The sequence below is a fragment of the Rhodosalinus sp. K401 genome, from assembly GCF_041365735.1.
In the GTDB taxonomy this organism is placed as follows: domain Bacteria; phylum Pseudomonadota; class Alphaproteobacteria; order Rhodobacterales; family Rhodobacteraceae; genus Rhodosalinus.
The window spans coordinates 58,360-81,552 of the sequence record NZ_JBGFSI010000003.1; the positions used below are offsets into that span (position 1 = coordinate 58,360).

General features: G+C 68.0%; 25 protein-coding genes. 10 read left to right on the top strand and 15 right to left on the bottom strand.

Annotation, left to right across the window (positions count from 1 at the left end; genetic code table 11):
• Positions 1 to 21: 21 nt before the first annotated feature.
• The gene (locus AB6A66_RS04535) at positions 22 to 705 is read right to left on the bottom strand and encodes a hypothetical protein (protein ID WP_371054958.1); all 684 of its coding nucleotides are present in this window, start codon (positions 703 to 705) and stop codon (positions 22 to 24) included.
• On the bottom strand, positions 705 to 1,400 hold the full coding sequence (locus AB6A66_RS04540) for a LuxR C-terminal-related transcriptional regulator (RefSeq protein WP_371054959.1): 696 nt from the start codon (positions 1,398 to 1,400) through the stop codon (positions 705 to 707). Before AB6A66_RS04540 ends, AB6A66_RS04535 begins: the two co-directional genes overlap by 1 nt.
• 852 nt (positions 1,401 to 2,252) lie before the next feature.
• Between AB6A66_RS04540 and AB6A66_RS04545 the strand changes: the two genes are divergently transcribed.
• Positions 2,253 to 2,921, top strand: coding sequence for a LuxR C-terminal-related transcriptional regulator (locus AB6A66_RS04545; protein WP_371037315.1), 669 nt, complete (start codon positions 2,253 to 2,255; stop codon positions 2,919 to 2,921).
• Positions 2,922 to 2,939: 18 nt separating this feature from the next.
• Here the strand turns inward: AB6A66_RS04545 and AB6A66_RS04550 are convergent, their stop codons facing one another.
• Positions 2,940 to 3,260 (bottom strand): hypothetical protein, encoded by a 321-nt coding sequence (locus AB6A66_RS04550; protein ID WP_371054960.1) that lies wholly within the window; start codon positions 3,258 to 3,260, stop codon positions 2,940 to 2,942.
• Between the two features lie 350 nt (positions 3,261 to 3,610).
• Between AB6A66_RS04550 and gmd the strand changes: the two genes are divergently transcribed.
• The 4 genes from gmd to AB6A66_RS04570 are packed head-to-tail and all read left to right on the top strand — an operon-like array spanning position 3,611 to position 9,484.
• Positions 3,611 to 4,624 carry a GDP-mannose 4,6-dehydratase gene (gene gmd, locus AB6A66_RS04555; protein ID WP_371054961.1) on the top strand — a complete coding sequence of 338 codons (1,014 nt, stop codon included), beginning with the start codon at positions 3,611 to 3,613 and terminating at the stop codon, positions 4,622 to 4,624.
• Positions 4,611 to 7,082: a glycosyltransferase gene (locus tag AB6A66_RS04560; RefSeq protein WP_371054962.1), complete on the top strand. Its 2,472-nt coding sequence runs from the start codon at positions 4,611 to 4,613 to the stop codon at positions 7,080 to 7,082. Before gmd ends, AB6A66_RS04560 begins: the two co-directional genes overlap by 14 nt.
• Positions 7,083 to 7,112: 30 nt before the next feature.
• Positions 7,113 to 8,072: a hypothetical protein gene (locus AB6A66_RS04565; protein WP_371054963.1), complete on the top strand. Its 960-nt coding sequence runs from the start codon at positions 7,113 to 7,115 to the stop codon at positions 8,070 to 8,072.
• A complete protein-coding gene (locus tag AB6A66_RS04570) occupies positions 8,069 to 9,484 on the top strand; it encodes a mannose-1-phosphate guanylyltransferase/mannose-6-phosphate isomerase (protein WP_371054964.1) in 1,416 nt (471 codons plus the stop codon). Before AB6A66_RS04565 ends, AB6A66_RS04570 begins: the two co-directional genes overlap by 4 nt.
• A gap of 183 nt (positions 9,485 to 9,667) precedes the next feature.
• On the opposite strand, the gene AB6A66_RS04575 is transcribed toward AB6A66_RS04570, so the two are convergent.
• The 4 genes from AB6A66_RS04575 to AB6A66_RS04590 all read right to left on the bottom strand — a co-directional run bounded on the left by AB6A66_RS04575 (position 9,668) and on the right by AB6A66_RS04590 (position 12,677).
• The gene (locus AB6A66_RS04575) at positions 9,668 to 10,189 is read right to left on the bottom strand and encodes a thioesterase family protein (protein ID WP_371037321.1); all 522 of its coding nucleotides are present in this window, start codon (positions 10,187 to 10,189) and stop codon (positions 9,668 to 9,670) included.
• Between the two features lie 2 nt (positions 10,190 to 10,191).
• The gene (locus tag AB6A66_RS04580; protein ID WP_371054965.1) at positions 10,192 to 10,974 is read right to left on the bottom strand and encodes an enoyl-CoA hydratase-related protein; all 783 of its coding nucleotides are present in this window, start codon (positions 10,972 to 10,974) and stop codon (positions 10,192 to 10,194) included.
• A 229-nt stretch (positions 10,975 to 11,203) separates the two neighbouring features.
• Positions 11,204 to 11,635 carry a DUF4399 domain-containing protein gene (locus tag AB6A66_RS04585; RefSeq protein WP_371054966.1) on the bottom strand — a complete coding sequence of 144 codons (432 nt, stop codon included), beginning with the start codon at positions 11,633 to 11,635 and terminating at the stop codon, positions 11,204 to 11,206.
• 73 nt (positions 11,636 to 11,708) lie between these two features.
• Positions 11,709 to 12,677 carry a ribose-phosphate diphosphokinase gene (locus AB6A66_RS04590; RefSeq protein ID WP_371054967.1) on the bottom strand — a complete coding sequence of 323 codons (969 nt, stop codon included), beginning with the start codon at positions 12,675 to 12,677 and terminating at the stop codon, positions 11,709 to 11,711.
• A gap of 174 nt (positions 12,678 to 12,851) precedes the next feature.
• On the opposite strand from AB6A66_RS04590, the gene AB6A66_RS04595 reads away from it, so the two are divergent.
• The 3 genes from AB6A66_RS04595 to AB6A66_RS04605 all read left to right on the top strand — a co-directional run bounded on the left by AB6A66_RS04595 (position 12,852) and on the right by AB6A66_RS04605 (position 15,154).
• Positions 12,852 to 13,859 carry a hypothetical protein gene (locus AB6A66_RS04595; protein WP_371054968.1) on the top strand — a complete coding sequence of 336 codons (1,008 nt, stop codon included), beginning with the start codon at positions 12,852 to 12,854 and terminating at the stop codon, positions 13,857 to 13,859.
• Between the two features lie 43 nt (positions 13,860 to 13,902).
• Positions 13,903 to 14,574: a dienelactone hydrolase family protein gene (locus tag AB6A66_RS04600; RefSeq protein WP_371054969.1), complete on the top strand. Its 672-nt coding sequence runs from the start codon at positions 13,903 to 13,905 to the stop codon at positions 14,572 to 14,574.
• Positions 14,575 to 14,704: 130 nt separating this feature from the next.
• Positions 14,705 to 15,154, top strand: coding sequence for a DUF3775 domain-containing protein (locus AB6A66_RS04605; protein WP_371054970.1), 450 nt, complete (start codon positions 14,705 to 14,707; stop codon positions 15,152 to 15,154).
• A 199-nt stretch (positions 15,155 to 15,353) separates the two neighbouring features.
• On the opposite strand, the gene AB6A66_RS04610 is transcribed toward AB6A66_RS04605, so the two are convergent.
• The 6 genes from AB6A66_RS04610 to parA form a co-directional block, all read right to left on the bottom strand.
• Positions 15,354 to 15,608 (bottom strand): zf-TFIIB domain-containing protein, encoded by a 255-nt coding sequence (locus AB6A66_RS04610; protein ID WP_371037328.1) that lies wholly within the window; start codon positions 15,606 to 15,608, stop codon positions 15,354 to 15,356.
• 74 nt (positions 15,609 to 15,682) lie between these two features.
• Positions 15,683 to 16,276, bottom strand: a complete 594-nt coding sequence (locus tag AB6A66_RS04615; RefSeq protein ID WP_371054971.1) for a rhodanese-like domain-containing protein — start codon at positions 16,274 to 16,276, stop codon at positions 15,683 to 15,685.
• Positions 16,277 to 16,302: 26 nt separating this feature from the next.
• On the bottom strand, positions 16,303 to 16,710 hold the full coding sequence (locus AB6A66_RS04620; RefSeq protein ID WP_371037330.1) for a universal stress protein: 408 nt from the start codon (positions 16,708 to 16,710) through the stop codon (positions 16,303 to 16,305).
• A gap of 79 nt (positions 16,711 to 16,789) precedes the next feature.
• Complete coding sequence (locus tag AB6A66_RS04625; RefSeq protein WP_371037331.1) at positions 16,790 to 17,110, bottom strand: antibiotic biosynthesis monooxygenase; 321 nt, start codon at positions 17,108 to 17,110, stop codon at positions 16,790 to 16,792.
• A gap of 67 nt (positions 17,111 to 17,177) precedes the next feature.
• On the bottom strand, positions 17,178 to 18,020 hold the full coding sequence (locus AB6A66_RS04630) for a DUF6206 family protein (RefSeq protein WP_371054972.1): 843 nt from the start codon (positions 18,018 to 18,020) through the stop codon (positions 17,178 to 17,180).
• 70 nt (positions 18,021 to 18,090) lie between these two features.
• Complete coding sequence (gene parA / locus AB6A66_RS04635; RefSeq protein ID WP_371054973.1) at positions 18,091 to 18,720, bottom strand: ParA family partition ATPase; 630 nt, start codon at positions 18,718 to 18,720, stop codon at positions 18,091 to 18,093.
• A gap of 205 nt (positions 18,721 to 18,925) precedes the next feature.
• Between parA and AB6A66_RS04640 the strand changes: the two genes are divergently transcribed.
• Positions 18,926 to 19,411, top strand: a complete 486-nt coding sequence (locus tag AB6A66_RS04640; RefSeq protein WP_371037334.1) for a HugZ family protein — start codon at positions 18,926 to 18,928, stop codon at positions 19,409 to 19,411.
• A gap of 6 nt (positions 19,412 to 19,417) precedes the next feature.
• Here AB6A66_RS04640 and AB6A66_RS04645 read toward each other — a convergent pair whose 3' ends face one another.
• Complete coding sequence (locus AB6A66_RS04645) at positions 19,418 to 21,709, bottom strand: glycosyl hydrolase family 28-related protein (protein WP_371054974.1); 2,292 nt, start codon at positions 21,707 to 21,709, stop codon at positions 19,418 to 19,420.
• Between the two features lie 124 nt (positions 21,710 to 21,833).
• Here AB6A66_RS04645 and AB6A66_RS04650 point away from each other — a divergent pair, with 124 nt between their 5' ends.
• Positions 21,834 to 22,715: a CHAD domain-containing protein gene (locus tag AB6A66_RS04650; protein ID WP_371054975.1), complete on the top strand. Its 882-nt coding sequence runs from the start codon at positions 21,834 to 21,836 to the stop codon at positions 22,713 to 22,715.
• Between the two features lie 4 nt (positions 22,716 to 22,719).
• Here the strand turns inward: AB6A66_RS04650 and AB6A66_RS04655 are convergent, their stop codons facing one another.
• The gene (locus AB6A66_RS04655; protein ID WP_371054976.1) at positions 22,720 to 23,133 is read right to left on the bottom strand and encodes a DUF4864 domain-containing protein; all 414 of its coding nucleotides are present in this window, start codon (positions 23,131 to 23,133) and stop codon (positions 22,720 to 22,722) included.
• Between the last annotated feature and the right edge of the window lie 60 nt (positions 23,134 to 23,193).

Here is a 23,193-nt window from a genome sequence, read left to right on the forward strand (position 1 = left end):
AAGGCGATCTCCGCCTGTGCTTTACTCAAGCTCGGAGGCCGTTTCGGAACTGCCCCCATTTGGGGACAAAATCGCCATAATTTTGCCTTGAACCGGCGTCGCGGCGACGGCCGCCGCCTGCGCCCCGTCGCGGATCGGCTGGTGCAGGGCGGCGCCCAGCGCCACCCCCAAGCCGAGCAGGACCGCGACGCGAAGCGTGGCGCGCACCGGGCGTCGTTTCGGCCGGTTCTGTTCGGCGACCACATCGCGCAACGCGGCCCGCAGCACCGGTTCGAACTCGATCCTCAGCGCGCCTTCCATGCGGTTGACCGCGTCTTCCATCACCTCGAGGCGTTCGGTGATCGCCGCGCGATCGTCCGCCGCCTTGCGGGCCTGCGCCTCGCCCAGCCCCTCGTTCAGCGTCTCGAAGAGCTTCACGAAGCGGTTGTGCAATTCGACCAGATCGCCGCGCCGCGCCAGCGGCGCGTTGCTGTCGGACACGAGCGCGCGATAGAGCAGTTCCGCATCCGCCCTGGTCAGGCGGGCCGTTTCGGCCTGCGCCGCGTCGGCGCCGGCCTGCCCGGCGGGGTTGGGCTGCCCCGGCGCGAGCGGTGCCTGCGGGCCCGTCGAGGCGCCAGCCCCCTCGGCCGGTCGGACCACGCCCTGACCGGACGGGCCGCGGGCTTCGGACGCCGCCTCGTATGTCTTTTGCGAATACGTGGTCATCAGGCTCTCCCCATCCCGGCTTGCCATGTGAGCATGTGGGCCATCTCGGCCCGGCTGCTCATGTTGAGCTTCGCCAGAACGCGCTTGGAATATGTATTGAACGTCTGCTCCTTGACCCCGGCGATGTAAGCCGCCTGCCGGTTCGGGATGCCGAGCTGCATGAGCGCGGCGACCCGGGCCTCGACAGGGGTCAGCCCCATCTTCTGCGCGATCATCTCGACACGCTTCGGGTCGGGCTCCCGGGCAATGAGCGCCACGACGAGATCTTCGCCGGGGTAGCTCGACAACGAGACCGGCAGCCGGCCACAGTCCCCGTCACGCTCCAGGAACAGGATCATCTCGGTGTCCGCGCCTTGTGTCAGACACTCCTTCAAGGCATGGCGCAGCGCGCGGGTCTCGTTCGGCGTCGGGCAGTGCAGCCCGTCGGCCGCCTCGCGCAGAAGCCGCCCCTCGCGCAGGATCTCTGCGCCCGCGGCGTTGGCGCGGACGACCCGCCCGCGCTCGTCCAGCACGAGCACGCCGGCCTGGATCCTCTTCGAAATCATCCAGAGCAGGGCATCGGCGGCCGCGGCCTCCTTCCGGCCCGACAATTCCTCGAGGCAGTCCTCGCGGAGCATTGGCCAGATCGCCGCGATGATGCCGTCGCAATGCGGGTCGTGGGCGCCGCCCTCGAGCCGCAGCGCGATGGCATCCACGCCTCCCGACGCGAATCGGATTTCGTAAGCGGCCCATGCCGCGTCAGCAACGTCGGCACCGTGAAACCAGCCCCGCAAACGCGAGGGCCGGACGCGCGCGACGTCCACGACGGTACCCGGCGAGATGTCCGAACGTTCCACGAGGCATGGCGCGCGGGGGCGCGATACATCGGCGAATTGCTCGTCGGAACTGATGCAGACGCCGCCCCTGACGTCGAGCCTTGCGAATGCTGTGCCGGAAAGTGCGGAAATCCCTCGCCTGAACACCTTGGAATAATGGTAAAGACCCGCCTGAACGGCAGGGAACTCAGACAACCACATACGATCTTCCCCCCGGTCGTACCGTTACGTCAGGTAAGGTTAACACGAGACGGCCCGCGCTAGAGGACGCGCAAGAGTATTAACACTTTCGTAGGGAAGTCTTGCGTCAGCGGAAGTTCGCGACGGGAGATGGCGAAGGCTTACCCCTAAAGGTCAGCGCGGTCACCACACGACACAACCTTAAACTGAATCCACTTGCCTGGCACTATCTTTTCGCGCACTTTCCGTAACGGAAACACAGTGTTTCAGCGCGAAAGGACGCGTCAGCACGGCCCAACAGCATCGAAGAATAGGGAAGATTGCACCTGTTTACAATTCATTAACCGAGAACTGCCGCGACAACAGCTCGGCTTGGCGCGGAATTGAGATTCTCCAGACCGTTCGAAGAATCTATCGTGAAAGGACGATCTACCGCCATATTGAATACAGGTTTCTGTATTTACTTTTTCGCCAGGCCTCGCGCCGGCCGGCCACGCTTCGGAGCGACGGCCACCCCGGCGCACAGCCCAGGTTAGATCGGGACGTGTCCGCATGAAGGTTTACGTCGTTTGCAGGGAAAAACTCGTCGCGAGCTTGCTGCGCGGCTGTCTCGAGCAGGCCGGCCTCGGGCCGATAGAGATTCGCGAGAGCCTGACCGAGTTTGCCGATGACAGGGCCGATGCGACAGTGGTGGTGCACGACAACCAGCCGGGCGACGCTCTTATCGAAGACTTGCACGCCCACACCACCCGCGCCCCGCAACACCGGCTCATCCTGGTCACATGCGAACCGCTTCCTGATGATACCGCCTCCCGCCTTGCGAACATGTTGAGCGCGATGCTGACGAACGATTGCACATCGGAGGCCCTGCTGGGCGCGGTCTCGGTAGTCCGAGCAGGCTTCAGCGTCAGCCGCGGGATGCATCCTGCCGCTGCTGCTTCCTCCCCGCTCCGGGAACGGCCCGGCATGGCGGACGGTCCGCCGGTGCCCGATCTCGAAAACAGGATGGCACCGGCCACGCTGCGGCTGTCCGTACGCGAACTCGCGATCCTGCGGAAACTCACGGGTGGGGTATCGAACAAGGATATCGCCAAGGACCTCGGGATCTGCGAATCCACGGTCAAGGTGCATCTGCGGACCTGCTATCGAAAGATCGGCGCGCGCAATCGCACGCAGGCCGCGATGTGGGCGTCCGAGCATCTCAAGGACAGCCCCTGCTGAGCCTGCGAGCGCAAAAGATCAGGAGTCGAGGGGCGTTTGCGCCGGGGGAACCATCGCAGCCGGGGCGTTGCGCGACAGCCAGTCGTTGGTTTTCGGATAGGCGTTGAGATACCAGTAATTTCCCGGCTCCATACGCACCGCCACGACGCGGTCTGAATCGTCGGTCAGCTTTTTCAGAGTTTCGACGACCTGGCGCGGATTCTCGGTATTCAGGTTCACCATGCAGGCGCCTTCCAGCACGCGGTGGGCGCCGAGCCTTGAAAGTTCGGCCCAGAACCCGTGGTAATACTCATGGCCGGCCTCGTTCCTGAGATCGTAGGAGAGCAGAAAAACCGCCATGTCGTCCCTCCGATAAAACCCGGACTTGATGACGGTAGTCCACGCTCGAACGCATGTAAACGCGCAATGGCCACTGTCCGGAAAAGCGGCATGGCACCGGCCGCCACGGATCATCGGGAACGAACTCGACCGGCTGAACCCGGAAATTCTCGAACCGTCCGCGAGGGCCACCGGCGACCGGGGCGACGGGTCCGGGTCGAATTCGGCCGCGACACCCGACAAGCGGGATTGCAGGTGTCATGTGGCGCAGTCTACCCTATCGACATCGGGACGAATGCCGCCTTGGGGTTGTGTTCCCAACGGGAGGTGCCAATGTCGGCCACACACGGCGAAGCAGAGGGCATGACGGGGTGAAAACCGCTTTCATCACAGGGATCACCGGTCAGGACGGAGCATATCTGGCCCGGCTGCTGCTGGAAAAGGGATACAGGGTGCATGGCGGCGTGCGCCGGATCTCGCACCCCGAAACCCAACGCCTCGAACAACTCGGCATTCTTGGCGACCTCACGCTTCACGAGTTCGATCTCGCGGAGATGAACAACATCTATCGCACGATCCGCGACGTCCCGGTGGACGAATTCTACAATCTCGCCGCCCAGAGCTTCGTGGGAGCATCCTGGGATCTGCCGATCTATTCCTCCGACACGAATGCCATGGGCGTCGTTCGTGTCCTGGACACGCTGCGGACGATGCAGCCGGAGACGCGCTTCTACCAGGCCTCGACCTCGGAGATGTTCGGGCTCGTTCAGGAGGTGCCGCAAAGCGAGACGACGCGGTTCCATCCGCGCTCGCCCTATGGCGTGGCCAAGGTCTACGGCCACTATATCACCATGAACTACCGGGAATCCTTCGGAATGCACGCCTCGAGCGGCATCCTCTTCAACCACGAGAGTCCGCTTCGCGGGAAGGAATTCGTGACCCGCAAGATCACCCTCGGCCTCGCCGCGATCGCGCGGGGCGCCGAGGATCCGGTGGTGCTCGGCAATCTCGAGGCGCAGCGCGACTGGGGCTTCGCCGGAGACTATGTCGAAGGCATGTGGCGGATGCTCCAGCAGGACGAGGCGGACGACTACGTGCTCGCCACGGGCGAGACGACGAAGATCCGGGACTTCGTGACCTACGCGGCCGAGGCGCTTGGGATGGAGCTCGACTGGCAGGGCGCGGGCGTCGAGGAGACGGCCACGGACCGCAGGACGGGGCGCCGCGTCGTCGAGGTGAGCGAGAAGTTCTTCCGCCCGGCGGAGGTGGACCTGCTGATCGGCGACGCGAGCAAGGCGCGGGAAAAGCTCGGCTGGGCGCCGCGGGTGGGCATCCGGGAGCTCGCGGAAATGATGGCGAAGGCCGACTACGATGCCCTGGGCTGAGGACGACAAGGGCCTCGCGGGCGTCCCGTTCGAAGGCCATGTGGACGGGCTCGCCGGCGACAGGCTGAACGGCTGGGTCGTGCGCGCCGACACGCGCGAGGGCGGCTTGCGCGTCGGGCTGTACGCGGGCGACCGCCTGCTCGCCACCACCGTGGCCGATCTGTACCGGGCCGACGTCGAAAAGGCCGGCATGGGCGACGGCAAGGCGGGCTTCGCCTTCGCGATCACCGAGCGCATGCGGCAGACGCTCGGCAAGCGGGGGGAAACGCTCGAAGTCCGCCCGGTCGGGACGGAGGCCTTGATCGGGCGTTGCGAGTTTCCGGGCGAAGACGCGATCACGCTGTCGCTCACCGAGGCGCAGGCGGACCGCCTGCGCGCCCACCTTGCCGACCCGCTGCTGCTGCTCGAGTCGCTCCTGTCGGAGATCGACGGGGCCAACGCGTCGCTCGAACGCCCGTCGCTCGCCCCCCATGCGCGCCTGCTGTCGACCCGCCGCGCCGCGCCGGGAGAAAGGTCGGGAGAGAGCACGAAGCTCCCCGCCTATCTCGACTTCGCGAAATTCCGCCTTCGCGTGGACACGCAATACGACACCGAGGGCACGCCGGCGGACCTGGATCATTTCCTCAACTGGTATCTCGTGGGCTACGGGCCGACGCGCACCGGCCTCCGGACCCCGCTGACCAAGGACTTGATCGATCATCTGAACGCGCCCCTGGTGATGGGGGGCCAGAGCTTCGCGCTCACGCGGTTCATGTGGTGGCGGCTCGTGCAGCACCATGGCCTTCTGCAGAGCCTGAACCTTTCCGACCCCGCCTGGTTCGGCCATGTCGCCTACTGGTGGGCCGGGGAGGAAGCCCCGGGTCTCGGCGTCGAGGACTGCCTCGTCCCGCAGCATATCGCCGATGCCATGCGCCTCGTGGATCCCCAGCACCGCGAGAAGCGCATGCCGCTCTCGCGCTTCATGGAATACCGCTTCAACGCCACGCAGGACGACCATTTCCTGGACATGTCGCGCGTCGCGGACAGGACAGCCTACACGCTCTGCGCATTGGTGCGCGCGGTCGAGGAGCCCCATATCCTCCGCTACATCCCGCACCGCTCGCTCAGCACCCTGCTCGCGCCCCGCGACGGCGCGCCCTCGCTCTTGCAAGAGTTTTGCGTGACCCTCGGCATGCCGGAGCCCGAGGCCCCGCTCGACGCCGAGCGCTACGCGGCCGTGCTCCGGCTGCAGGGCTACGACCTGCCGAGCCACAGCTTCCTCACCCGCACCGAGGAGGGCCATCGGCTGCACGCCGCCGCGCTGCCCCGGCCGAAGGGCGAGCCGGTGGACGTGCAGGTGATCGGCCCCTTCGCCAAGGCCTCGGGGCTCGGCCAGGCCACCCGGCTCTCCGCCCGCATCCTCGAGCACACCGGGCTCTCGCTCAACCGCGTGGACTTCGGCCTCGACAACCCCGCGCCCGAGGGCTTCTCCTCGGCGAGCGCGGTCGCCGATTACCGGGCGGCCCGGGTGAACCTCATCCACCTCAACGCCGAATCGATCCCGCTCGTGTACGCCTACGGGCCGGACGTGTTCTCGGGCGCTTACAACATCGGCTACTTCTTCTGGGAGCTCGACAGCCCGGCGCTCTGCCACTACCTCGCGCTCGATCTCCTGGACGAGATCTGGGTCTCCACCGAGTACGGCGTCTCGATCTACCAGCCCGAGACCGAGAAGCCCGTGCGCAACGTCCGCATGTGCTACGAGGAGCTGGGCGAGATCGACCGGGCTGCGGCGCGCCGCTTCATCGACCGCCGCTTCCGCTTCCGCGGCGACGAGTTCGTTGTGCTCGTCACCTTCGACAGCTTCTCCTTCGTGCAGCGCAAGAACCCGGTGGGCGTGTTGGAGGCCTTCCGCCGCGCCTTCCCCGACGACCCGGACGTGCGGCTGATCGTCAAGACGCAGAACCGCGAGAACGTGTTCGACCCGGCACAGGCGCGCATCTGGAAGCGGGTGGACGCGATCCTGGCCGAGGATCCGCGGATCCTGCTGATGAACGAGACCCTGCCCTACGACCAGCTTCTCGAGCTAAAGGCGGGCTCGGACGCCTATGTCTCGCTCCACCGCTCCGAGGGCTGGGGCTTCGGCATGATCGAGGCGATGAACCTCAAGGTGCCGGTGCTCTGCACGGGCTATTCGGGGAACATGGAGTTCTGCTCGGACGAGACCGCCTGGCTCGTGGATTACGAGGAAGTGACGCTCGCCCCCGACGACTACATCTTCGTGCGCCCGGGCCAGAAATGGGCCGAGCCCGACATCGCCGACGCCGCCGCCAAGCTCCGCGCCCTGCGCGACGACCCGGCCGCGCGCGAACGGAAAGCCGAGGCCGCCTTCCGCAACGTGCGCGAAAACTTCTCCGCCGAGGCCGTCGCCCAACGCTACGGCGCGCGGCTGCGGGAGATTTTAGAAACTCAGAGGTAGGCACGAAAGCGAGGGGGAAAAGATCAGCCAATGACGCTCTCGAAAGAAGAGATCACACTCGCCTACACTCTGTTCCTTGGCCGATCACCGTCGGCAATCGAGCTTGAGCGAATGCAATCGCGACAGCGAAATATCGAGGGATTGCGTCGCACCTTCCTTCTGTCCGAGGAGTTTGCCGCCCGCTTTGCGGCCATGAGGCCCCAGAGGGATACCGCCGACAGGCAGCCTCACACTGCGTCCAGCCCTCCCCTCTTGGTCCATTTGCACGTGCCGAAAACCGCAGGAACCAGTTTAACGCAGATACTGGCATCGAACTTCCAAGATGGAGAGAAACTTGCACTCGACGCAGGACAAAGGGAAATACTTGCAGGACTTCCTGTGTCGACCCGGAATCGTATACGTCTTGTCTTTGGCCACCTGTGGCACGGCATAGGGAGAGAGCTTGGCCGAAGAACCGTTTATATCTGCGCCATTCGACGAGCCCGCCCCCGATTACTCAGCTACTTCAACTACATAAAGCGACGCAGCGATCATCCAATGCATACCTTCCTCACGGAACGCAATATGGAGTTCGGAGACTTTTTAGAGTTCTGCGTGGATGAGGAAAACCAAAGGATTGAAGTTGACAACAGTCAAATCAGGCGGATTTCCGGAAGTTTCACGCATGCAGATATTGGCAACGAGGCAGCATTGCTTCGGGATGCAATTGGAAATGCATTTTCGCCTGACATGGTGGTGGGCCTTACTGAAAAATTTGACGAGCTTCTGGCAACTCTCGTGACTCAAGAGCTTATAAAGAAGTATCAACCGACTCGGGAGAACGCTGCTCCGGAACCAGCATCTATCGAAGAAGCCGAGACAAAGCTCACGAGCCGGCAGCTTGAAATTCTAGAGACTTTCACTCACTGGGACGACACGTTCTACAACATTTGCGAGCAGTTTCTTCTTCCGGCCCGGTCAGGACTGAGACAGAGGACGTCCACCCCATGATCACCCCCATCCTCCTCTGCGGCGGGTCCGGGACGCGGCTCTGGCCGCTCTCGCGCAAGAGCTATCCCAAGCAGTTCGCCGACATCCTGGGCGAGGAAAGCCTCTTCCAGGCCTCCGCCCGGCGCTTCACCGGCGCGGGTTTCGGCGATCCGGTGGTGATCACCGGCGAGCCCTTCCGCTTCATCGTGGGCGAGCAGCTCGCCGAGCTGGGCGTCTCGCCGGCCGCCGTCGTGATCGAGCCCGAGGGGCGCAACACCGCCCCCGCCGCCGCCGCCGCCGCGCTCATCGCCCATCGCGCCGATCCGGAGGCCGTGATCCTGCTCGTTCCCTCCGACCACGCCGTGGCCGATCCGGAGGCGTTCCGCGCGGCGGTGGCGCGCGGCCTGCCGGCGGCCGAGGCGGGGCGGATCGTCACCTTCGGCATCGCCCCCACCCGGCCCGAGACGGGCTATGGCTGGCTGGAGATCGGCGCCGAGGAGACCCATCCGGGCGTCGCCGCCCTCGCCCGCTTCGTGGAAAAGCCTGACGCCGCCACCGCCGAGGGTCTCTTGGCGGACGGGCGGCATCTCTGGAACGCCGGCGTCTTCCTCGCCCGCGCCGACGCGCTCATCGAGGGGTTCCGCGCCCATGCCCCCGAGATCCTCGCCGCCGTGGAGCCCGCCCTCGACGCGGCCGAGCGCGACCTCGGCTTCACTCGCATCGACGCCGCGCTCTGGGCCGGCGTGCCCGAGCAGTCCATCGACTACGCGGTGATGGAGAAGGCCGCGAACATGAGCGTCGTGCGCTTCGACGGGCACTGGAGCGATCTGGGAAGCTGGGAGTCGGTCTGGCAGGAAAGCGGGCGGGACGGGTCCGGCAACGCGCTCTCCGGGCCGGCCACCGCGCTCGACTGCGAGAACACGCTCCTGCGCTCCGAGAGCGCCGACATCGAGGTGGTGGGCATCGGCCTGCGCGACGTGGTGGCCGTGGCCATGCGCGACGCGGTGATGGTGGCCGACATGTCCCGCGTGCAGGACGTGAAGGAGGCCGTCGGTCGGCTCAAGGCGCGTGGCGCGGCGCAGGCCGTGCAGCTGCCCGTGGACTACCGCCCCTGGGGCTGGTTCGAGACGCTGGTGCGCGGCGACCGCTTCCAGGTGAAGCGCATTCACGTGAACCCCGGCGCAACGCTATCGCTGCAGAGCCACGTGCACCGCTCCGAACACTGGATCGTGGTGCAGGGCACCGCCAGGGTCACCGTGAACGGCGAGGAGCGGCTGCTTGGCGAGAACCAGTCCGTCTATGTGCCGCTCGGGGCCGTGCACAGGATGGAAAATCCCGGCAAGGTGCCGATGGTGCTCATCGAGGTGCAGACCGGAAGCTATCTCGGCGAGGACGATATCGTCCGCTACGAGGACGCCTACGCGCGAAAGTAGAGAGTCGGCCGCGGGCCGGCGTTGGCGTGTCGGCGCGCAGACCCGAGCCACGCCCTCGGGCGCCGGACGGTCTTCGCATGAAGCGGGCGGTGTCGTCATCTCAGGTCCGGGAACACGGACCTGCGGCAGGCGATGCCCGCGAAAAGGCCGAAAGGGTTCGGGCGCCGGAAGCGCGGGCTGGTCTCAGCGGTTCCTGAGCGCGATCCCCGTGCCCGCCTGCACCGGCCTTTCGAGCCCGGCGTGGGCGGCCGAGACGGCGCCGAGCCTGCGGGCGACAACGGGCCGCCAGCTTCCGGCCCGTCGCGCGTCGAGGTCGAAGGCCAGGCATTTCACCTCGTTCGTCGCGGCGCGCGTCCCGCTCGTGCTCTTCCATACCTCGTGGAAAAGCAGGAAACGCCGCGCATCGTGCGCGAGAAGCCGGGTGGTGACGTGGATCGGCGTGTCCAGCGCAAGCTCGTCGAGGTAATGCACATGGGTCTCGACGATCACGTATTCCTGGCCGCCGCGCGCCTCGATCGTGGCCTCGGGGGCATTGATCCAGTTCCAGAAGGCCCAGTTCGCATGGTCGCAGATCGTGACGTAATGGGCGGTGTTGACGTGGTCGTACTCGTCCAGCCACTCGGGCCGGACGCGCGTCCGGAACAAAGTGAGCGGCGCGGCGATCTCGCCCGTCCAGGGCAGCGGCGGGTCGTAGGTCTCGGCCACTGTCAGCGTCCCTTCCAGACGGGCGCGCGCTTCTCGGCGAAGGCGGCCATGCCTTCGGCGGCGTCCTCGCTCGCGTAGAGGCCGCGATAGGCCGGCAGATCCGCGTCGCGCATGATCCCGAACGCCGCGCGTTCGGTGGCGCCTTCGGTGGCGCGCACGATCTGCTTGATCGCCCGAAGCGAAAGCGGTGCGGCCGCGGCCACCCGATCCGCCAACGCGTGCGCGGCCGCCATGAGATCCGCGCCGGGAACGACCTCGTTGACGAGGCCCCATCGCGCGAGTTCCGGTGCGCCGACGCGCCGGCCGGTCATCATCATCTCCATGGCCACGGCGCGGGGAAGGCGCCGGGGCAGCCGGATCGCGCCGCCGGAGTCCGCCACGATCCCCAGCGCGGCTTCCGTCAGCGCGACCTCCGCGTGCTCCGCCGCCACGATCATGTCGGCCGCGAGCGCCAGTTCGAAACCGCCTCCCAGCGCGAGCCCGTTCAGCGCCGCGATCACCGGCTTGTCGAGGTCCCAGTACTCGGTCAGCCCCGCGAAGCCGCCCACGCCCTGATCGGCGTCGGCCGCCTCCCCCGCCGCCGCGGCCTTGAGGTCCCATCCGGCCGAGAAGAACCGCTCTCCCGCGCCGGTCACGATTCCGACCGACAATGCGTCATCCTCGGCCAGCTCGCGGAACGCCTCGCCCATGGCGCGGCTCGTGGCGGCATCTATGGCGTTGGCCTTTGGTCGGTCCAGCGTGACCTCCAGCACCCGGCCCCGCCGTTCGGTCCTGACCCCTGTCATCCTCGATCTCCCTCCCGTCGGATCGTCATGGCCGGGATGATAAGGCGGGGAGCACCGGTTTTCCCAGCCCCGTGCGATGCTTGTCCTCGCGAGGCGGAGCGCGCAAGCAGGGGGCCGCGCGCCTCGTCCAAAGAGAGGGAGGGTCATCCGCAAGTCTTGAAACGCTCGCCTCGGCGCCAAGGGCCATGCGGCAACGGGCAAAGGCGCGGAAAGTCCGCCTTTGCGCGGATTACTCCACGGTGATGGTGATCGGCTCGGACATGACCGGCGGGTCATGGGGCATGTGGAACGCATCGCCCAGAAGGATCCAGACCTCGTGCGTGCCGGCGGGCAGGTCCTTGGTCACCTCCGTCTGGCCGCCGCCGAAATGGACGTGCCGGTCATCGGCCGGAACGGGCTGGCTGAAGTCGTAACTCGCCGGATCGACGTTGATGAGAAGATGGTGATGCCCGGCTCCCTCCACCTCGGTTCCGGCCGGCGCGACGCCCATCCCGTCGAGGCCGAACCGGATCGTGACCGGGTTTGACACCGTCGCGCCGTCGCCGGGCGAGATGATGTAGGCGCGCGCGTCCTCCGGCGCGGACGTGCGGTCCTGCGCGAGCGCCGGAACCGCCAGAATGAACACCGCCGCGAGGCCGCGGCCGACAGATGCAAGAAACATGGTCTCCTCCCTGTTCTTTCTTACGTAGGGTAAGGTAGACTGAGGAACCGTGCGTTCAACGTGCTCGGAAGGTTTAGTCCGCGTGACACAGATCCGCGGCCGTTCCGCCCCGCAGGCGCGCGACGCACGCCGCGATCACGGGTGCGATGGCAAGCACCTCGAGGCCGGCCGTTTTGCGCAGCCCGTCATCCAGCGGCGCCGCGGTATCGGTCACCACCACCTCCCGTGCGCCTTCCGCGATCAGCCCGTCCAGGGTTTCGGCATCGAAAAGCGCATGCGTCGCGGCGAGGCGCACCTCGGACGCGCCGGCCTCGAGGCTCGCGCGGATCGCCCGGCGCATCGTGCCCCCGCCCACGATCATGTCGTCGAGAATCCAGACCGGGCGATCCCTGACGTCGCCCGCGAAGAACCCGCCCGACACCACGCCCCCGGACCGGCGTTTCTCGCAAAGCCCCAGCGACAGGCGCGCGCGCTCCGCCTCGTCGAAGCTCTCGGCCAGAAGCTGCACGCGCTTGAACCCGCCGATGTCGGGAGAGACGAGCGCGAAGGGCGCATCGCCCGCGCGGGCCCGGACATGGCGCATGAAAAGCTGCCGCGCGTCGAGGTGCAGGGCGGGGATACGGAACGCGTTGTCGAACGCCGCGGGGTTGTGGGCCTCCACGGTGACGACGGCGCTCGTGCCCACCGCTTCCAGCAGCTGGGCGACGTAGCGCGCGCCGAGCGGATCGTGGGGCTTGGTCCGCCGGTCCTTCCGCGCGTAAGGCAGAAGCGGGCAGATCGCCGTCACCGAAGCGGCGCCGTGATCGCGGCACGCGCCGATGAAGAAGAGCGTCCGGATCAGCCGGTCGTTGGTCGATAACGCTCCGCTCCCGCGCAGCCCGGCCAGCACGAAAACGTCCTCGCCCTGCACGTCGACCAGCGGGCGGCCCTTGTGCTCGCCCTCCTCGAAATCGCGGATTTCATGGGGATCGATGGCAAAGCCGCCCGCATCCGCCACGGCCTGTGCAAGGCTCTTTTCCGTGTCGAGGGCGAAGAATCGCATGGCGAGAGCCAACCGCGCCCGTGGAGGGCACGCATTGACCCCGGTCAATGTCCGTGCCACCGCCGCCCCGCAAGGTCCCGCGCGAACGGAGGCAGGCGCGATGAGGCGAACCGGAGACCCGACACCTTGCGCGCACGTCGCGGCGCGCAGCCCGGCGTGAGCGCGGGCGCGCTGATGCCAGATCAGGCCCGGGCGCTCCACGACCTGACGCGGGCCGCGCTGGAGCGCGAGCTGGCCCCGGAACGGGTGGTCGAGACCCATGCCGCCCTCGTGTTCCTGACCGCCGACCGCGCGTTCAAGCTTAAAAAGCCGGTCACCCGCAGCCACCTGGACTTCTCGAGCGCGCCGCGGCGGCTCATGGCCTGCCTGTCGGAACTGCGGCTCAACCGCCCCCTCGCGGGAGAGACCTATCTGGGGGTCGCGCCGGTGCGCCGGGCGCCGTCCGGTCGGATCGGGCTCGACACCCCCGGAGAGGTGATCGACAGGGTGGTCGTCATGCGCCGCCTGCCCGAGGCGCGAAATCTCGAGACCATCCTGAAATCCGGGCGCCCCTGCCCGCCCCTGTGGCGCGATGCGCTGGGCGAGCGCATCGCGCAATTCCTTCGCGCGGCGCCGCCCCTTCCGCCGGGACGGGCCGCGCGGCACTGGTCCTTCATGTTCGCCGAGGCGCGGCGCAGCCGCGACGCGCTCGCCCGGTGGGGCGCCGATCTCGGCCCCGAGGCGGCGGAGGTGGGCCGCGGCGCCGTCGCCGCGCTTGCCTATCGCCGGCGCGAGGTGATGGGGCGCGTCGCCGATCGCCTCGTCGTGGAGGGTCACGGCGATCTCAGGCCAGAGCATGTGTGCTTCACCGATCCGGTCACCGTTTTCGACCGCGTGGAATTCTGCATCGACCTGCGCATCGTCGATCCCTTCGACGAGGCCGCCTATCTCGGCCTCGAAAGCGAGATCCTCGGCGACGCGGATCTCGGACCGGCGCTGACCGCGCGTCTCGAGAAGGAGGGCATCGCCCCGCCATCGCCGGGCCTGGCCGCGCTTTACCGCGTGCTGCGCTGCCTGACGCGGGCGCGGCTTTCGATGGACCATCTGCTCGACCCGGACCCGCGCACGCCTGGAAAATGGGCGCCGGCGGCGCGCCGGTACCTCGCCCTGGCCCGGCAGGCGCTGCGCGCAGCCGAGGATTGACGGGCGTCATTGCGGCCCCGGCGCGGGACGCCACAGTGGCGGCATGACCGGCCCTCGCGATATCGAACTGGACATCCCCGTCTCGTCCGGCCGCGGCCGCCTGGAGGGCGACCTCGCCCTGCCCGATGCGCCGCGCGGGCTTGTCGTCTTCGCCCATGGCAGCGGCAGCAGCCGGTTCAGCCCGCGCAACCGTGCGGTGGCGGAGTGGCTCGGAGGGCGGGGCTACGCCACGCTCCTCTTCGACCTTCTGACCCCCGGCGAGGCGCGGGATCGCTCCCACGTCTTCGACATTCCCCTGCTCGCGGGCCGGGTGGGCGACGCGCTTTCCTGCCTCGGCCAGGAACCTGCCGTGCGCGGATTGAGGATCGGTCTCTTCGGCGCGAGCACCGGGGCCGCCGCGGCGCTGGTGGCGGCGGCGGAGCGGCCGGAGGCCGTATCGGCCGTGGTCTCGCGCGGGGGGCGGCCCGACCTGGCCGGGGCGTCGCTTCAGCGCGTGCATGCGCCCACTCTGCTGGTCGTCGGCGGGCGCGACACGGATGTCATCGCGTTGAACGAGGAGGCGCTGACCGAACTGCCCTGCGAAAAGCGGCTCGCGATCGTGCCGGGCGCCACGCATCTCTTCGAGGAGCCGGGCACGCTTCGGGCCATGATGGAAAAGACCGCGTCGTGGTTCGACCGTCACCTCGCCGGGTCGCCCGCCTCGCCGCATGGGTGAGCCCGAAACGGCCGCTGCATCGACACGCGCGCCCCCGCCGGCAAAGTTGACGCAGGTTATTGCCCATGCGGCACCGCCGCGCGAGACTTCCCGCCAGCAAAATCTTTCCCGTAAGAAAGGAGCCCGACCGATGACGCCGGCCGACCGCGAAACGCCCCCGCCGCAGAGCCCGGGAGAGGACATCGAGATTTCGGTCCCGCTCGATACCGTCTGTTTCATCGTGGCGAAACTGCACGAGCGGCAGGCGAAGCAGGGATCGACCGACCCGTCCGCCTCACGGCTCGACGACGACGATATCGAATCCGCGGTGCTCGAGGACCGGCCTTCCGACCCGGTGGAGCAGGAGCTTACATCGATCCTGTCCGATCTTCCGTTCGAACAGCAGGTCGACCTCGTGACGCTGATGTGGTTCGGCCGCGACGGTGGCGACTGGGCGGACTTGCGCCGCACGGCCGTCACGGAGCACACGGACGAGACGCCGGGCTACATCTGTGGCACGCCGCTCGCCGCGGATTATCTCATGGCGGGGTTGGACGCGCTCGGACTCGACTGCAAGGAGTTCCTGCGCGGGCACGGCTGACGCAGCGCACGTGCCCGCCCCCGGGTACGGCACGCCATATGGTGACGGACCCCGCCCGACAGGCGGGCCCGCCCGGTCGCCGAGGGCGGGCGTTCAGTGCGCACAAGTTCTTGCGTCGCGCACGACGTCCCCACCGCGCGGATGCGGGATGCCGTGGGCGCGCGGTGAGTGTATCCGTACCGCCCCGGGGCTGTCCGGCTCAGAAGTCGAACAGCTCTTCCAGGAAGCCGCCGCGCCGCTTCTTGCGGCCTTTCGCCCGGTCGTAATCGTCTTCGTCGAAACCGCGGTCCCGGTCACCGGCGCCCATCGGCGCGGCGGCGGGCGCGCTGCGCTCGACGATCTTGTCGAGTTCGCCACGGTCGAGCCAGACGCCGCGGCATTGCGGGCAGTAGTCTATCTCGACGCCGGCGCGTTCGGTCATCACGAGTTGGGTTCCGTCGATCGGGCATTGCATGGTCGGGCACCTCCTGTTGCTTCCGGCAGGAGATGGGGCGCCGCAGGATGCGGCGCAAGCCCGATCCCGGCGCCTCAGCTCTCGCCGCCTGCGACCGTCAGTCCCAGCAGACGCCATGTCTGCATCCCGCCGCGGTAGTAGTGGATCCGCTCGGCCGGGAAGCCCGCCTCGATCATTCGCCGGATCGCCGCGGGCGACTGTCCGCACCACAGCCCGTTGCAGAAGAGCGCCACGGGCTGTGCCTCTTCGCAGTTCCAGCCATCGAAATCGATCTCGCAGCCCAGTTCGCCCAGCCGATCGACGGCCTCGGTGTAGGGGATGTTCACCGCGCCCGGGATCGTGCCGCCGGCATACCAGTCGGGCGTCCGGCTATCGACGACGATGACCTCGGGATCCTGCAGCAGATCCAGAAGCTCAAGCTCGCCGATGGTGGTCACGCCGGGGGCGGGCTGGTTCGGCTGGATGCAGAATTCCGGGCAGGGCCGCGAGGTGCGCGCCCAGTCGCCCTCGAGCTTGTTCTGCGGATCCTGGGCGCGCCGGATCTCTACCGGGCCCGAACGCGTCTCAACCGTCACGGACCACATCTCCGGCGTGATGTTCACGGGGGCCTCCTCGCCAAGGGCCGTGGTCGCGGCCAGCGCCGCAGCAAGTGCGAATGCGTATCTCATGTCGTTTCCTCCCTATATGGCCCGGTTCATCGTATCACGTGAACCGAGCATTTCGCATGGCGCACCACCTGCGTGGCGGTGCTTCCGAGAAGCATGTCCTGCATCCCCGGCCGGTGCGATGCGATGACGATGCAATCGACATCGTTCTCCTCCGCCCAGTCGAGGATCGTCCGCCCGGCATGACCCTCCACGACCATGGCCCCGGCGCCGGGCAGGTCTTCGGCCATGTTCGCCAGTTCCTCCTCGATCGCGGCGCGCGCCGAGGCGACGTAGTCCTGCGGCAGGTAATTGATGGCATAGGATGGCACGCGCTCCATCACGTGGAAGAGCGTGACCTTGCTTTCCGCGCCCGCGAGCACGCGGGCGACGTGCACCGCCCCCGCGGCGTCGCGGTCTTCGTCAAAGGAGATGGGCACGAGGATATGGGAATACATGTCTGGCAGTTCCTGTCCGTTTTTCGTGTTTCGCTCGGGCACTTTCCGACATCCTGCGCCGGCCCGTCATTGACCGGGGTCAGTCGAAGGTCGCCGCCACCTCGTACATCACCGGCTCGAAGCTGCGGCAGAGATCGTTGATCTTGCGGTTGCGCGCGCGCATCTCGTCCGAGCGGAGCATGGCGAGGAAATCCTCGCGCCGCTCCCATTGCGAGTAGTTGGCGATCCGTGTCTGCGCGTCATTGACGTGAAGCCCGGCCGCGATGAAGCCCGGCTGCTTCGAAATGAAGCTGCGGTAGGCGTCGGTCAGCGCGTCCAGCACGTCCTGGCAGGTTCCGGGCGTCGTTTCGAACGTGGTGATGACCGTCTGCCCGGGCGCATCGCTCGCGATGGTGAGCATAAGCTCTCTCTCCCTTGTGTCCGCGGGACTATCGCACGAACCCGGCACCGGACCCAAGCCCCGTCGCTCAGACGTTCGGTTCACCCTCCAGCCCGAGGAGGCGGCGCACGGCCGTCCACTCGCCCGGAAGGCGCGGCGGCCGCGCGAGGCCTTCGGCGATCTCGTCGGCCCAGCGCGGCATGGCGCGCGGCGCGAAGCGCCGGCCCCAGTCCAGGATGGCCTCCGCATCCGCGGGGCGCAGCCGGCAGGCCGAGCCCACGAGCCCGACCAGCGTCTCGGCGGGCGAATACCACTCGTCCTGGATCGCCGTGATGCGGCGCTGCACGAGTGGCCCGGCCCAGCGCATCAGGCGGCTTTCCGAGAACTGGAGAAGCAGCCTGCCCATCTCCTCGCGCGAGTAGTGGATCAGCGGGGGAAAGGTGTCGAAGAAGACGGCCTCGCCGTCGCGCACCGCGAAATTGCGGATCGACGGGTGAAAGCCGATGCGCGTGTCGAACCGGTCCGCCGCGTTCCAGAACCGCGCGATCACCGCGCCGGCCGACTCCAGCAGCGCGAGCGCCTCCTCGCGCGGGACGTCCCGGAGCTTCGGGCGCATCATGGTTTCGGCCGGCAGCGCCTCCTGCACGATCACGGGCCGAAGCACCGCGCCCGTCCTCACGAGGCGGAACTCCGTCTCCGGCAGTGGCACGCCGGTTGCCGTCAGCGCCGCAACGTAGGCGTCATGCGCCGCCGCCAGCCGCTCGAGCGCGGCGTGATCGGAGAGCGCGCGGTAGACCTTGATGACGCGATCGGCGTAGGGGCCGCTTTCGGGACGGAAGGGTGCGCAGAAATAGCCGAGCCGCGAGACGGTCTGCCCGCGGCGCGCGCCGTCGGCGCGAAGGAGGTCGGCAAGCGGGTCGGCAGTGGTCATCGCGGGATCCTCATCCATCGTCACCGCGTCTACCGCGCTTGTCCGCTCCGCGCCACCGCCATGCGACGGATCAGAGCAGCCGATCGACCTCCGCGGCGAGGCGCTCCAGCTCGTCGCGGGCGGGCGAGCGCCCGGCCTCCGCCGCGCCGAGGCCCTGGCCCAGGGTCTGCGCGTAAACGACCCGGTTCGCGATCGGCGTTTCGGCCAGCGTCGCCTCGAGCGCCGCCGCGGCCTCGGCGACCTCGGCGCCGAGGCGCGTGTTGGCCCGGGCCCGCGTCATCACCACGAGCGCCGGGCGATCCTCGCGCCGGGCCAGATCGAGGACACCCTCGGTCGCCCAGAGATCGACATGGCTCGATGCGACCGGCACCAGCACGAGGTCTGCCGCGCGCAGGCTGGGGCGCAGGTCGCTGTCGGCCTTGGGCGGCGTGTCGACGATGACGATGTCATGGCTGTCGGCGTATTTCCGGCACTCGTAGCCCACGCCCCAGGCCGAGGCGGTGGCGAATTCCAGCCCCGGAGGATCCAACCGTTCCAGCCGCGTCATGAACCAGCGCCCGAGGCTGCCTTGCGGATCGGTGTCGATCAGCGCCACGCGCCGCCCGGCGCGCGCCCAGGTCACGGCGAGATTGGCCGCAAGCGTGGTCTTGCCCGCGCCGCCCTTCTGCTGCGCGACGGTGATGATGCGGCCCCTTGCCATGCGTCCCCCTTGCCCTTCGATCATGCTGCACCGCAGCATACCACGTCCCGGCCACGGGATACCATGCCCTTGCGGCAAGCCGGGGCTGCTGCGTCACGTAATTGATACATGCTCGACGCGCGGATCCCTCGAAAATCGTTCGGCAGGGCGGACCTTCCGGCGCGTTTCGCTACCCCGGGCGCGGCGTCGAAGCTATACCGGGGCCATGACCGATCCGTTCCGCCCCGCCGACGACGAGGCCCGCGCGCTCGCGCGGCACCTTGTCGATACCGCGCAACACGGTTCGCTCGGCGTCGTCGATCCCGAAACCGGCGCGCCGATGGTCAGCCGCGTGGCCGTCGCCACCGACGCGAGCGGCCGTCCGGTAAGCCTCGTCTCCGACCTCTCGCACCACACGCGCGCCCTTGCCGCGAACCCGGCCTGTTCGCTGCTTCTGGGCGAACCCGGGCCGAAGGGCGACCCGCTCACGCATCCGCGGATCACCCTGATCGCGCAGGCGCGGTTCCTGCGCCACGGCGAAGCCGGGCACCCGGAGATGGCCCAGCGATATCTGGAGCTGCGCCCGAAGGCGCAACTCTACATCGGCTTCGCCGACTTCTCGTTCCTTCTTTACGAGATCACCGCCGCGCATCTGAACGGCGGCTTCGGAAAAGCCTTCCTGCTCCGCCCCGAAGACCTGGCCCGGGGCTGAAACCGCTCAGGTTTCGTTGTCCATCCGCATCAGGAGCGTGACCGCCCCGTGCACCGGCTCCGGCCAGCCAAGGCGAACCTGATCGCGACTCGGCCCCTCCTCCACCTCGACATGCGGCAGGGCGAAGACCTCGCCGCCCGATGCGTTCGTGATGGAACCGCGCGGGATCACGGACTCCACGGCACGCGCCCAGCCGCCGAAGGGCAGGCGCGGCGCGCCGTCGATTGTCCAGGTGTCCGAGGCGCTGTTCTCCGCATGGGTAAGGCGCAGCGGATTCTCGATCGCCACGTCCACGTTGTTGAAGGCATTGGCGGCCACGGTGACGTTACGCATCCGCCCCATGTCCATCTCCGCGAAACTCGTGTCGATCCGGTCCACCCGATCGATCCGCCCGTTGAGCGAGCGGAAGAGGTTGCCGGTGACGTTGAGACCATGGACGAAGTGCCCCGGCCCGTGCGGCCGGAGCACCAGGTAGGAAAACCAGGGCGCCACGTCTCCCGACAGGAAGATGTTGTTAGTGACGCTGAGCGCGGAGAAGCCGAAGCCCCCAGTGAAGGCGGGCTCCGGGTCGCGCTCGTTGGTCCACTCGATGAAGCAGTTGTCCACGTAGTTGCCCACGATCGTCGTGGTGACGTTCGGCCGCAACAGAGCGAGCCCCGCCATCCGCAGCCCGCCCGAGACCGAATCACCCTGGAAGAAATGGTTGCCGGAGATGACGTTGTTGGCCCCGGCGAGCACCGCGAAATGGCGAAACTGCGTCGAGCGGTTGTTGCGAAGCTTCACGTCGTTGGCGTTGGCGTTGAGCGCGATCGACACGCGGTCCTGCGCGGGCCTGTCGTTCTCGTCCGTCAGGAACTGGCAGCGATCCACCAGCATCCCCTGGCAGCCCTGCCCGGCAGAGGTGATGCCGCGGTGCTTCGGGCGCGTGAAGAAGCAGTTCTCGAGCCGGAACCCCACCCCCGTCGGCGCCAGCAGGATCCCGCTCGCCATGCCGTTGCACTGGAATTCGATGTCGGTCATCCCGAACTTGTCGAGCCGGCCGAACCCGCTGAAATCGAGCAGGTAGCGGAAGCGGCGGAAGGTGTAGGTCTGCGTTCCGGCCGCGCCCCAGAGCGGATCGGTGATCGTGAGCTCCTGCGCCGCCACGTTCTTCGAGACCACGTAGATCTCGCGCCCCACGCCCGCGCCCTCCACCAGCGCGCCCACGGGCACGTTGGCGGCGTTCGTCACGCCGGTAAGCCGCCGCGGGTCGGCGGGATCGTAGCTCGCCTGCGCGGTGACCGCCTCGGTCTCCCAGGCCGCCTCGCCCTCGGCGTAGAACTGCCCGTTCCGAATCTCGCGGCGCTGGGCGTAGCTTTCCCGATTGGGCACCGCGGCGGCGAGGTCGATCGGCCCCGTCACCGAAACGCGCCGCCCGCCCATGTCGAGCGATTCGTGGTCGGCGTTGTTCAGAAGCGCCTGGAACGCCTTGCGGAAGCCGCGTTCCTCGTCGCCGAAGGCGTCGATATAGAGCGGCAGGTCGAACCGCGCGGTGAGCGACAGGATCGCATCGTCGGGCATCGACAGCGTGCCCTCGAAATCCACGCGCGAGGCTAGGGTCAGCGACCGCGCCAGCCGATAGGTCCCGGCGGGCACGAGCAGCCGCCGCCCCGCCGCCGCGGCGTCGGCCACCTCGAACGCGTCGGTGTCGTCCGTCGCGCCGTCGCCCCGTGCGCCATAATCGCGCACGTCCACCACGCTCAGCATGTCCCGCAGGAAGACGGAGGTGACGTCCTCGATCTCTATGTCGTCGATGCGCACAACCCCGCCCGTGGGCCCCGTGAGGTCGAGCCCGAAATGGCCGTAGGCGGGCGCGCGTCCCCAGACCATGTCCACGCCGCCCCGCGCGCCGGGGCCCACGATCGCCGAGACCGTGACCACCTTGCCGTAGCTTTCGAGCGCCACCTCCGGCCCCGTCACGACCAGCCCCGGCACCGGCGCGCCGAAGGCGTCGCCTGGCCAGCCCGCGATGCGCACCGAGGGAAGCGGGCCCGAAACCGCCTTCACCCGCGCCCGTACGCGGAGGTAAGTGCCATCGAGCAGCGGCGTCTGCCCCATGTAGCGCAGCTTCTGCGTGGCCGTTGCCTTCACAAGTTCGAGGCAGCCCGCGAAATCCTGGTCGGCGGCAACGAACGCCGCGCCCGGATCATTCGCGTAGCTGTCGGACCCCGGTGTCCCGTCTCCGGACGACCAGCTTTCCAGCCCGGCCTCGAAAGATGGCGGCATCAGAGCCGCGCCTTCGGTAATCGCCTTGTTCATGATCTGCCCCGTCTCGCATCCGCCGGTCCGCTCCGGCGCGCGGGGTGGTAGCGGGGCAGGCTTAACGCCGGGCGAGACCAGCGTTACGGTGGAGACCGAGGCAGGCAACGGAGAGACGGGCAGAATGGCGTTCCGGTTCAAACCCAGCGCGCGCGATCTCGGCGCTGAACTGAGAAGGGTGGCCGCGGATCAGGTGCGCCGCGCACGGCGCGCGGCGTCCGATGACGCATCCGATCCGCACGAGGCGGTCCACGATCTGCGCAAGCGGTGCAAGAAACTGCGCGGCCTGATCCGCCTCGTCCGGCCCGGATTCACGGATTACGGGCAGGAGAACGCCGCGATCCGGGATTTCGCGCGATCGCTGTCGGGCCTGCGCGACCTGGAGGCGCTGGTGGAGACGCATGACGCGCTGATGCGCGACGTGGGCGACGAGAAGCACGGCTTCGCCCCGGTCCGCGCGCAGCTCACCCGTGCCAGGTCGGCCGTGGATGTGCGGATCGGCGACACCCACCGCGCGCAGCTCGAGGCGCTCGCGACGCGGATCGCTGACTGGCGCGTCGAGGGCGATCCGGTGAAGGTCCTGGAAAAGGGCCTTGCCCTGACCTGGAAGCGGGCGGCACGCGCCCACGAAAAGGCCCTTGCGGCGCCGACGGTCGCCGTGATGCACGAATGGCGCAAGCGCGCGAAGTATCACTGGCACCATTGCTGCCTGCTCGAACGGGGCTGGCCCGCGCAGATGGCGCCGAGGGCGGCGGAGGCCAAGCGCCTGTCCGACCTCCTGGGCGATCACCACGATCTCGCCCTCTACATGGAGTATCTGGGCTCCGGGAATGCGCCGCGCCTCGACCCCGAGGCATCGCGCGCCCTGTCCGCTCACGTCGACCGGCGGATCGGCATGCTGGAGCGCGAGGCCTTCGCGCTCGGCGCGCGGTTCTTCGCGGAGAAGCCCGCAGCGGCGGCGAAACGGATCGTGGCGTGGTGGGAGATCGCCCGCCGCGAAGGGTGAAGGCTCAGACCGACAGGTCGGGCGCGCGCAGGATCCGCACGCCGTCGATGCGCCAGTTGCCCGCCTCGTCGGACTCCATCCGGTAGTCGAGCAGATGCGTCGCGCCCTCGGCGTCCTCGATCAGCACTTTCTGCCACAGCGCGCCCGAAATCTCGCGCAGGTCCAGAAAGCGCACGCTCTCGGGCCGCCAGACCATCGGGTAGCCGTCGCGCACCATGCGCCCGAAGTTCTCCGGCGTCCGGAAGATCCCCTGGACGCCGGGACTCGCGAAGGTGAAGGCGCGTTCGAAATCATCCGCGAGGAAGGCGTCGATCTGGCTCTGGATGGTGCCCTGCACCGCCGGCGCCGCGCTTTCGTCGGCGGGGGCAGCGGTGGCGAGGCAGAGCGTGGTCGCGAAAGCGGCGAGAAGCTGGCGCATCGGATCCTCCTTCTTTACCCAAAGGTAAACCGGAGCGTGCGCCGATCAACGCGGCGGGCG